The 12,270-nt window shown below is 40.7% G+C and carries 6 protein-coding genes; all 6 read right to left on the bottom strand.

The window, feature by feature from the left end:
• Window positions 1–203, bottom strand: a 203-nt coding sequence (locus H4J75_RS05165; RefSeq protein ID WP_259364653.1) for a GTP-binding protein, incomplete at its 3' end; no start/stop codon positions are given.
• 78 nt (window positions 204–281) lie between these two features.
• Window positions 282–2,390 carry an elongation factor G gene (gene fusA, locus H4J75_RS05160; protein ID WP_182217227.1) on the bottom strand — a complete coding sequence of 703 codons (2,109 nt, stop codon included), beginning with the start codon at window positions 2,388–2,390 and terminating at the stop codon, window positions 282–284.
• 223 nt (window positions 2,391–2,613) lie between these two features.
• Window positions 2,614–3,087 (bottom strand): 30S ribosomal protein S7, encoded by a 474-nt coding sequence (gene rpsG, locus H4J75_RS05155; protein WP_070375045.1) that lies wholly within the window; start codon window positions 3,085–3,087, stop codon window positions 2,614–2,616.
• A gap of 116 nt (window positions 3,088–3,203) precedes the next feature.
• Complete coding sequence (gene rpsL / locus H4J75_RS05150; protein ID WP_011045492.1) at window positions 3,204–3,578, bottom strand: 30S ribosomal protein S12; 375 nt, start codon at window positions 3,576–3,578, stop codon at window positions 3,204–3,206.
• A 186-nt stretch (window positions 3,579–3,764) separates the two neighbouring features.
• The gene (gene rpoC / locus H4J75_RS05145) at window positions 3,765–7,976 is read right to left on the bottom strand and encodes a DNA-directed RNA polymerase subunit beta' (protein WP_070375046.1); all 4,212 of its coding nucleotides are present in this window, start codon (window positions 7,974–7,976) and stop codon (window positions 3,765–3,767) included.
• 101 nt (window positions 7,977–8,077) lie between these two features.
• Entirely contained in the window at window positions 8,078–12,106 is a 4,029-nt protein-coding gene (gene rpoB, locus H4J75_RS05140; protein ID WP_070375047.1) for a DNA-directed RNA polymerase subunit beta, read from the bottom strand.
• Between the last annotated feature and the right edge of the window lie 164 nt (window positions 12,107–12,270).

The following is a 12,270-nucleotide window of genomic DNA, read 5'->3' as shown; positions in this document are numbered from 1 at the left end:
ATGTGAGAAGTATTGATTGTAATACCACGCTCACGCTCTTCAGGAGCATTATCGATTTGTGCGAAATCTTTAACTTCACCACCGTGTACTTTAGTTAATACTGCAGAGATAGCAGCTGTTAAAGTTGTTTTACCGTGATCGACGTGACCGATAGTACCAACGTTAACATGCGGTTTTAAACGTTCAAATTTTGCTTTAGCCATTTTTCAATTACCTTAAAGTTTATTAAAAGCGCAGCCAAGATGACCGAGCTAGACTTTCACTAACTATAAGTGAGTGTCTTACGAGATTCCAAGAGATTCTGTTATTGCCGCAACTACATTCTTAGGAGCTTCACTGTATTGTAAAAATTCCATCGAATAAGAGGCGCGGCCCTGTGTTGCACTGCGTAATGCAGTAGCATAACCAAACATTTCAGACAGTGGTACTATTGCATTCACTATCTTAGAGCCAGCAGGACCTTCGTCCATGCCATCGATCATACCGCGACGACGATTTAAATCGCCAACGACATCACCCATGTTTTCTTCTGGCGTAGTTACTTCTACTTTCATCATAGGTTCTAGAAGTGTCGGCGTAGCTTTTAACGCCCCTTCTCTAAAGCCCATTGAAGCAGCAACTTTAAACGCCATTTCATTAGAGTCAACGTCATGAAAAGAACCGTCATAAAGTGTTACTTTAACATCAAGCATTGGATAACCGGCTAATACACCACTATCCATTTGCTCAAAACAGCCTTTTTCAATGGCAGGTATATATTCTTTAGGAACAGTACCGCCAACAATTTCGTTAACAAATTCGAAACCACCACCTTCTGGTAAGGGTTCCATTTTCAACCAAACGTGACCAAATTGGCCTTTACCACCTGATTGTCGAATAAATTTACCTTCTACTTCAACCGTAGAACGAATAGTTTCACGATAAGCAACTTGTGGCTTACCGACATTACATTCAACGCCAAACTCTCGTTTCATGCGCTCGACGATAATGTCTAAGTGTAGCTCACCCATACCGGAAATGATCGTTTGACCCGTTTCATCATCAGTAGCGACCTTAAACGAAGGATCTTCAGCTGATAATTTACTTAAGGCTAGGGCTAACTTGTCTTGAGAAGCAATGGTTTTTGGCTCAACGGCTATTGAAATTACCGGATCTGGAAATTCCATTTTCTCAAGTGTTATTACGTGATTGGCATCACACAGTGTTTCACCCGTAGTCACATCTTTTAAACCGATGGCTGCAGCGATATCACCAGCACGAACTTCTTTAATTTCTTGACGGTCATTGGCATGCATTTGCACTAGACGACCGAGACGTTCTTTCTTGCCTTTAATTGGATTAAAGACACTATCGCCTGTTTTAACTACTCCGGAATAGACGCGGAAGAAGGTTAACGTACCAACAAAAGGGTCAGTGGCAATTTTAAAGGCTAACGCGGAAAATGGCGCACTATCATCTGCGGCACGCGTTGCCGGTGTTTCATTCTTGTCATCACTAATACCCGTAATAGCAGCAACTTCCGTTGGTGAGGGTAAATAGTCAATAACGGCATCTAAAACAGCTTGTACGCCTTTATTTTTAAAAGCAGAGCCACAAGTACAAAGAATGATTTCATTATTAAGGGTACGTTGTCGAAGTGCTGACTTGATTTCATCTTCTGTCAAATCGCCATCTTCAAGGTATTTTTCCATTAACTCGTCTGACACTTCAGCCGCTTCCGATATCATATTCTCACGCCATTCATCGGCAAGGTCTTGCATATCGGTAGGTATTGCTGAATAAGTAAAAGTCATGCCGTGATCGTCTTCACTCCAGTTGATCACTTTCATTTTAACAAGGTCTATAACACCTTTAAAATCTTCTTCTGAACCAATAGGTAACTGAATAGGAACTGCATTTGCTTTTAGACGTGCTTTTAGCTGACCAACAACAGAAAGAAAGTCTGCGCCAGTGCGGTCCATTTTGTTAACAAAAACAATGCGTGGAACGGCATACTTTTCCATTTGACGCCAAACAGTTTCTGTTTGCGGTTGAACACCTGAAGAGGCACATAAAACTAATACAGCACCATCGAGGACACGCAAAGAGCGCTCAACTTCAATGGTAAAATCAACGTGACCAGGAGTATCGATAATATTAATACGGTGGTCAACAAATTGGCCGTCCATGCCTTTCCAGAAACAAGTTGTCGCAGCTGAGGTAATGGTAATACCACGCTCTTGCTCTTGTTCCATCCAGTCCATGGTTGCAGCACCATCGTGCACTTCACCAATTCTGTGAGAAAGACCCGTGTAAAACAAAACACGTTCTGTGGTTGTCGTTTTGCCAGCATCTACGTGCGCACAGATACCAATGTTACGGTAGCGCTCAATAGGGGTGATACGTGCCAAAATGAAATCCTCTAATTCTTAGTCACTAATAATTAGTACTATTAAATAAATATTCGCGTAAGCGGTGAGTATTTGTTTAATACTACTGTTTAATACTTTTTGAACTGCGCAAAGCATCAGTCCGTAAAAGTTAGTATGGCTAGCAAGAGAAACTCTTGCTAGCCATGTATTTACCCTAAGCATATGCAAAGGGTAAATCATACATCCATTCAAAACTGCTAGCTTACCAGCGGTAGTGAGCGAACGCTTTGTTAGCATCAGCCATACGGTGAACGTCTTCACGTTTCTTAACCGCTGAACCTTTGCTGTCAGACGCATCTAACATTTCGTTAGCTAGGCGCTGAGCCATTGATTTTTCACCACGTTTACGAGCTGCTTCAACTAACCAACGCATGGCTAGAGCATTACGACGAACTGGACGAACTTCAACTGGTACTTGATAAGTAGAACCACCAACACGACGAGATTTAACTTCGACAGATGGGCGGATATTATCTAAAGCAGTTTCGAAAAGCTCTAAGTGAGTTTTCTCGCTGTTTTTTTCAGTTAAAATGTCTAATGCACCGTAAACAATTTTTTCTGCAGTAGATTTTTTACCATCAACCATAAGGATGTTGATGAATTTTGCTAAAAGTTCGTTATGGAACTTAGGATCTGGCAATATTTTACGTTGCCCTACGACGCGTCTTCTTGGCATCTTAATTCTCCGTAGTATTCAGGATTAATCCAAAATATATAAATTTAAAAATTTCTTATTTGGCCTTACTTAACGTTTTTTTCTCTTCCTATCTATAAGGAGTTAGAGAGGAAAACTTAAGATTTAGGTCGTTTAGCACCGTATTTAGAACGGCCTTGTCTTCTGTCGCTTACACCTGAACAATCAAGCGCGCCACGAACGGTGTGATAACGCACACCCGGTAAATCTTTTACACGGCCACCGCGTATTAAAATAACGCTATGCTCTTGTAAATTATGTCCTTCACCACCGATGTATGAAGTTACTTCGAAGCCGTTAGTTAAACGAACACGAGCAACTTTACGAAGTGCTGAGTTAGGTTTTTTCGGTGTAGTTGTATACACACGAGTACATACGCCACGACGTTGTGGACAAGCTTGTAACGCTGGAACGTTACTTTTAGTTACTTGTCTTACACGTGGTTTACGTACTAATTGGTTAATAGTTGCCATTAAATAGCTCCCGATTAGTTAAACTTGTGTAAATTCCAATCAATGAGAAATTTACACCCTTATAAACGTGAAAATCCGCGACCTTAAATGCTATACATAAACAGTACAGGATATAGGGTCGCGGAATTCTATAGGTCAAGCTATGGCCTGTCAAGTAGCACAGGCCATTAACGCTATATTTTTTACTTAATCACTAGCATTTAGTGCGTCAGTTAATGCTTGTGCTGCATCGTCAGCTGAAACAGCGACTTCTTCAACAGCAGGCATTTTTGCTTGTAGTTTACGTTTAGCACGTTCCTGATGGTACGAATAACCTGTACCCGCTGGGATCAAACGACCAACGATAACGTTTTCTTTCAAGCCACGTAACTTATCTTTCTTACCTGCAACAGCAGCTTCAGTAAGTACACGTGTTGTTTCTTGGAAAGATGCCGCTGAAATAAACGATTCAGTTGCTAATGATGCTTTAGTAATACCCATCATTTGCATTTCGTATTCAGCAGGTTGCTTACCAGCAGATTCAAGCTCGCGGTTTGAAATATTAACACGCGCTACTTCTACTTGTTCGCCTTTCAAGAAATCACTATCACCCGCGTCTAAGATTTCACACTTGCGAATCATTTGACGGACGATAACTTCGATGTGCTTGTCGTTAATTTTTACACCTTGTAAACGATATACTTCTTGTACTTCGTTAACAATGTAATTAGCAACAGGTGCAACACCACGTAAACGCAAGATATCATGCGGAGACTCAGGACCATCGGCAATAACTTCACCTTTGATTACTGGCTCACCCTCATAGATATTCAAAAGACGCGTTTTAGGGATCATCTCTTCGTATACTTCACCGCTAGGTTGAGTGATTAATAAGCGCACTTTACCTTTGGTTTCTTTACCGAAAGCAACAACACCTGTTTTCTCAGCAAGAATTGCAGGAAGTTTAGGCTTACGTGCTTCAAATAAATCAGCAACACGTGGAAGACCACCGGTTATATCACGAGTTTTAGAACTTGCTTGTGGTATACGAGCAAGTGCATCACCAATGTTTACATCCGCGCCATCTTCTAAGTTAACAATCGCATTACCCGGTAAGTAGTAAAGTGCTGGGATTTCAGTCCCGGCAATCATAACTTCTTCACCGTTAGCATCAACAAGTTTCAATGCTGGGCGCATTTCTTTACCCGTTGCATTACGTTGACCTGCGTCAGTAACAATAATACTTGAAAGACCAGTCAGATCATCAGTTTGACGAACCATAGTCACGCCATCAGAAAGATCAACGAACTGAACTTTACCTGCTACTTCCGTAATAATAGGGTGAGTATGCGGGTCCCAGTTAGCGATGATTTCACCGGCAACAATTGAACCACCATCTTTCTTAGAAAGCACAGTACCGTAAGGCACTTTATAGCGTTCTTTCTCACGACCTAGCTCATCAATTACCGTCATTTCAGATGAACGTGAGGTAATAACAAGATGATCTTCAGAGTTAGTTACAAACTTAGCATTTTGAAGTTTCAAAGTACCTGTGTTTTTAACTTGTACGTTGTTTTCAGCAGAAGCACGCGATGCGGCACCACCGATGTGGAACGTACGCATGGTAAGCTGTGTACCAGGTTCACCGATTGATTGTGCTGCAACAACACCAATAGCTTCACCTTGGTTGATCATATGGCCACGAGCCAAATCACGACCGTAACAATGAGCACAAATACCAAAATCGGTTTTACAGGTAATAATTGAACGTACTTTCATTTGATCAATTGAGTTTTCTTCAATGAAATCACATAAAGCTTCGTCAATTAGGGTGTTACGAGGTAATAAAACTTCGTCAGTACCTGGCTTGATAACATCTTCAGCAACAACACGACCAAGAACACGTTCTCTTAATGGTTCAACAACATCGCCACCTTCGATTAGTGGTGTCATTTGTAGACCGTCGAAAGTACCACAATCATGTTCAGTTACAACCAAATCTTGTGCAACATCAACTAAACGACGAGTTAAGTAACCCGAGTTAGCTGTTTTAAGTGCAGTATCGGCAAGACCTTTACGCGCACCGTGAGTTGAGATGAAGTATTCAGATACGTTCAAACCTTCACGGAAGTTAGCTTTGATTGGCGTTTCGATGATAGAACCATCTGGTTTAGCCATCAAGCCACGCATACCCGCTAACTGACGGATCTGAGCAGCACTACCACGAGCACCCGAGTCAGCCATCATATAGATAGAGTTGAATGAATCTTGTTCTTCTGGCACGCCGTCACGGTTAATAACAGTTTCTTTTGATAAATTGTCCATCATCGCTTTAGAGATTTTCTCGTTGGCAGATGACCAAATATCAATAACTTTGTTATATTTTTCGCCCTGAGTAACTAAACCTTGCTCGAATTGAGTTTGGATTTCAGCAACTTCTTCTTCCGACTCTTCGATAATAGTGTATTTAGCCGCAGGAATAACCATATCATCAATACCAACAGAACAACCCGCGATCATCGCGTAATGGAAACCTGTGTACATGATTTGGTCAGCAAAAATAACCGTTTCTTTCAAACCTAAGTTACGGTAAGCGTGGTTAATTAATTTCGAAATTGGTTTTTTGCCAAGCGGTTGATCGATTAGATCGTAAGGCATACCTTTTGGACAAACCTGCCACATAATGGCTCGACCTACCGTGGTATCACGTAAAGTCGTTTTAGGAACAGTAAAGTTACCTTCTTCGTCTTTAAAGTATTCTGTGATACGAATTTTTACACGGGCGTGAAGTTCTGCAACACCTGTGCGGTAAGCTTTTTCAGCTTCTTTAGTGTCAGCAAAAACCATGCCTTCACCTAAACCATTAACACGGTCACGTGTTAAGTAGTACAAGCCTAAAACAACATCTTGTGATGGTACAATAATCGGCTCACCGTTTGCTGGTGATAACACGTTATTGGTAGACATCATTAAGGTACGAGCTTCCATTTGCGCTTCGATAGTTAACGGTACGTGTACCGCCATTTGGTCACCATCGAAATCGGCGTTGTATGCCGCACAAACTAGAGGATGCAAGTGAATTGCTTTACCTTCAATTAGAACAGGTTCAAACGCTTGGATACCTAGTCTGTGAAGTGTTGGTGCACGGTTAAGCATAACTGGATGTTCACGAATAACTTCGTCAAGTACATCCCAAACTTCAGCGCCTTCACGTTCAACTAATTTTTTAGCCGCTTTAATCGTAGTCGCTAAACCACGAGCTTCTAATTTACCGTAAATAAATGGTTTGAATAATTCAAGTGCCATTTTTTTCGGTAAACCACACTGGTGTAAACGCAGTGTAGGACCAACAGTAATTACAGAACGACCAGAGTAATCAACACGTTTACCCAATAGATTCTGACGGAAACGACCTTGCTTACCTTTAATCATATCGGCAAGAGATTTAAGAGGACGTTTGTTAGAACCGGTAATTGCGCGACCACGACGACCGTTATCAAGAAGTGCATCAACAGATTCTTGTAACATACGTTTTTCGTTACGTACGATAATATCTGGAGCAACTAAGTCAAGAAGACGTTTTAAACGGTTGTTACGGTTAATAACACGACGGTATAAATCGTTCAAATCAGACGTAGCAAAACGGCCACCATCCAAAGGTACTAACGGACGTAAATCCGGCGGTAAAATGGGTAGTACGTTCATAATCATCCACTCAGGCTTATTACCTGAAGCGGCGAATGCTTCCATTAATTTTAAACGCTTAGTGACTTTTTTACGCTTAGTTTCACTACCAATTTCAGGAAGCTCTTCACGCATTTGCGCTACTTCGCCTTCTAAATCGATTTGTTGTAGTAAAGCTAAAACAGCCTCAGCACCCATTAATGCGTCAAATTCATCACCATGCTCTTCTAAAGCATCAAGATATTCTTCTTCAGTTAGAATTTGGCTTTTTTCTAATGTTGTCATACCAGGTTCAGTAACAACATAAGATTCAAAATAAAGAACACGTTCGATATCACGAAGTGTCATATCAAGTAATAAACCAATACGCGAAGGTAATGATTTTAAGAACCAGATATGTGCAACTGGGCTTGCTAATTCGATATGACCCATACGGTCACGACGAACTTTTGTTAATGTAACTTCAACGCCACATTTTTCACAAATAACACCACGATGCTTTAAACGCTTGTATTTGCCACAAAGACATTCGTAATCTTTTACTGGACCAAAAATACGCGCACAAAATAGACCGTCACGTTCTGGTTTGAACGTACGGTAGTTAATCGTTTCAGGTTTTTTTACTTCACCAAATGACCAAGAACGAATCTGATCTGGTGAGGCTAGTCCGATACGTATACCATCGAACTCTTCTGTTTGATTTTGTTGCTTAAGAAACTTAAGTAAATCTTTCACACTTCTTCTCCTGTCGGAGTTAAACCTTAAAGAGAAAGCAGTTGCCTGCTTTCTCCGTGTACTGACTCATCAATTTGATAGTCAGCATGCAGCTTTGGAAGCTAGTCCTGATCTAATTCGATGTTAATACCTAACGAACGAATTTCTTTCAACAATACGTTGAATGATTCAGGAATGCCTGGCTCCATTCTGTGATCACCGTCTACTAAGTTTTTATACATCTTAGTACGACCGTTAACATCATCAGATTTAACCGTTAACATTTCTTGTAGCGTATAAGCAGCACCGTATGCTTCTAGTGCCCATACTTCCATCTCACCGAAACGTTGACCACCAAATTGCGCTTTACCGCCAAGAGGTTGTTGCGTTACTAATGAGTAAGAGCCAGTAGAACGTGCATGCATTTTGTCATCAACCAAATGGTTAAGTTTTAACATATACATGTAGCCAACCGTTACAGGACGTTCAAATTCACGACCAGTACGACCGTCAGTTAAGATAAACTGACCGCTTTCAGGCATATCAGCAAGTCTAAACATCTCTTTGATTTCTTTCTCTGCTGCACCATCAAATGCTGGAGTAGCAATAGGAAGACCGGCACGTAAGTTATTAGCTAAACGCATCACTTCATCATCAGAGAAGCTCGCGATGTCAACAACTTGACGAGATTCACCAACATTGTAAACTTCTTGAATGAAGTTACGTAGTTTATGAATTTCTTGTTGCGCTTCCAACATACGGTTGATTTTTTCGCCAATACCACGACACGCCATACCTAGATGAGTTTCTAAGATCTGACCAATGTTCATTCGTGATGGTACACCTAACGGGTTAAGTACCACATCAACAGGAACACCATATTGATCGTAAGGCATATCTTCTACTGGAACGACGTTTGAAATAACACCTTTGTTACCATGACGACCGGCCATTTTATCACCCGGTTGGATGTGGCGTTTTATCGCTAAGTAAACTTTGATAATTTTAAGAACACCTGGAGCTAAATCAGCACCTTGGGTGATCTTACGACGTTTAATTTCAAACTTCTTATCGAAATCAGCTTTAATATTGTCGTATTGCTCAGCAATTTGTTCAAGCTCAGATTGTTGACCTTCGTCAGACAAGTTTTGAACTAACCAATTTGCACGAGACATACTATTAATGTCTGATTCGTTTAAGCCAGCAGATAAAAGAAGGTTTTTAGCTCGAGCATAAATACCATCTTCTAAGATGCTAAATTCATCGCCTAAATCTTTCTTAACTTCTTTAAGTTGTAATTCTTCAATTTCAACAGCGCGCTTATCTTTTTCTACACCGTCACGGGTGAAGATTTGAACGTCGATGATAGTACCTTTAACTGAATTAGGTACACGTAAAGAGCTGTCTTTAACGTCAGCTGCTTTTTCACCGAAAATAGCACGTAATAGTTTTTCTTCTGGTGTTAATTGTGTTTCACCTTTAGGAGTAACTTTACCCACTAAGATGTCGCCACCATTAACTTCAGCACCGATGTAAACAACACCCGCTTCATCTAATTTAGATAGAGCTGATTCACCAACATTAGGAATATCAGAAGTAATTTCTTCACTACCTAATTTAGTGTCTCGTGCTATACAGGTTAATTCTTGGATATGAACAGTAGTGAAACGATCTTCTGTAGCAACACGTTCAGATAACAACATTGAATCTTCGAAGTTGTAACCATTCCAAGGCATAAACGCTATACGCATGTTTTGACCTAGGGCTAATTCACCCATGTCCGTTGAAGGACCATCAGCTAAAACATCACCACGTGTAACAGGTTCACCCATACGACACTGTGGACGTTGGTTGATACATGTATTTTGGTTTGAACGCGTATATTTAGTTAAGTTATAAATATCAATACCGGCTTCACCAGCATGCATTTCGTCTTCATTAACTTTAACAACAATACGAGAAGCGTCAACATAGCTGACTACACCACCACGTTTTGCAACAGCAGTTACACCTGAATCAACAGCTACAACTTTTTCCATACCTGTACCGACTAACGGCTTATCAACGATAAGAGTTGGTACGGCTTGACGTTGCATGTTTGAACCCATCAGGGCTCTGTTAGCATCATCGTGCTCAAGGAACGGAATTAAACTTGCTGCAACTGAAATAATCTGCTGTGGCGAAACATCCATGTATTGGACTTGTTCTGCCGAGATTAATGTAAATTCGTTTTTGTGACGACATTGTACTAAGCCGTCTACTAACTTACCTTCACTATCAACCGGAGCTGTAGTTTGGGCAATAACGAAGTTACCTTCTTCAATTGCTGATAAATAATCAATATCATCAGTGACTAAACCATCAACTACTTTACGATATGGAGTTTCTAAGAAACCGTAATCGTTTGTACGTGCATAACACGACAATGAGTTAATCAAACCAATGTTTGGACCTTCCGGCGTTTCGATAGGACATACACGACCATAATGGGTCGGATGTACATCTCGAACTTCAAAACCAGCACGTTCACGCGTCAAACCACCTGGGCCTAATGCGGAGATACGACGTTTATGCGTCACTTCTGATAACGGGTTGTTTTGATCCATAAACTGTGACAATTGTGAAGAACCGAAAAATTCTTTCACAGCCGCAGAGATAGGCTTAGCGTTGATTAGGTCTTGTGGCATGATAGCGTCTAAGTCACCAAGACTTAAACGTTCACGTACAGCACGTTCAACACGTACTAGACCAACACGGAATTGGTTTTCTGCCATTTCGCCAACAGAGCGAATACGACGGTTACCTAAGTGATCGATATCATCAGTCTCGCCTTTACCGTCACGAATGGCGATTAAGGTTCTCATTACTGAAATAATGTCATCGTTAGATAAAATGCCACTTCCAACATCGTCTGAATTGCCAACACGACGGTTGAACTTCATTCGACCAACGGTTGATAAATCATAGCGTTCTGGAGCAAAAAACAAGTTAGTAAATAACGTTTCTGCTGCATCTTTCGTTGGTGGCTCGCCTGGGCGCATCATGCGGTATATTTCAACTAAAGCTTCTAGCTTGTTTGAAGTACCATCAACACGAATAGTGTCAGACATGTATGAACCAACATCGAATTCATTCATATATAAGGTAGAAAGAACTTTATGGCCAGCTTGGCTTAGCTCTGCTAATAACTCTAATGTTATTTCAGCATTGGCTTCAGCAATAACTTCACCAGTAGACTCATCGATGTAAGCTTTAGATAAAACTTTACCTACGATGTACTCAGCTGGGACTTCTAGCTTTTCAAGATTTTCTTTCGACAATGAACGAATATGACGTGCAGTAATGCGACGACCTTGTTCTACTAATACATCACCATTTTTCAAACAAATGTCAAACGTTGCCGTTTCACCGCGTAAGCGCTCAGGGATTAAATCCATGATCAACTTATCGCCTTTGATTGAAAAGTCAGTGGTGTCATAGAACATGTCTAGAATTTCTTCAGTAGAATACTCTAAGGCACGTAAAATGATTGACGCCGGTAATTTACGACGACGGTCAATACGTACAAATAAATTATCTTTAGGATCAAACTCAAAATCTAACCAAGAACCACGGTAAGGAATAACGCGTGCGTTATATAATACTTTACCAGATGAGTGTGTTTTACCTTTATCATGATCGAAAAACACACCTGGAGAACGATGTAATTGCGAAACAATAACACGCTCAGTACCATTAATAACAAACGTACCGTTGTCTGTCATTAATGGGATTTCACCCATGTATACTTCTTGTTCTTTGATATCTTTAACTGTGCCTGCTGGCGCTTCTTTATCGTAAACTACTAAACGTAATTTAACGCGAAGCGGCGCAGAATAGGTTACACCGCGGATTTGACATTCTTTGACATCAAATAACGGTTCGCCAAGTCTGTAGCTCACATATTGTAACTCTGAGCTACCAGAGTAAGCTTTAATTGGGAAAATAGAATGAAACGCAGCCTCTAGGCCTGTTTCACCTGTTGGATCAATATCAATAAACTTACGGAAAGATTCGAGTTGGATTGATAACAAGAATGGATAATCCATTACTTGTATGCTTTTACCAAAGTCCTTGCGAATACGTTTCTTTTCGGAGTAAGAGTAAACCATGGGGTTCCTCAGCTTGCTGGTTATGGCCGATCTGCCTTTAAAATACCAATTGGACTAGACAACTTCAGTATAGCTTCATACTTTGTGTTAGCTAATCCAATTGGTATCAGACAGGATATTGCAATGATACTTAATACATTTAGTACCAATTATGCACTTTTTGG

The organism is Colwellia sp. BRX10-1, from assembly GCF_014077545.1.
GTDB lineage: Bacteria > Pseudomonadota > Gammaproteobacteria > Enterobacterales > Alteromonadaceae > Colwellia_A.
Note: the sequence above shows the minus strand (reverse complement) of the source record. Positions and strands in the feature narration are given on the sequence as shown.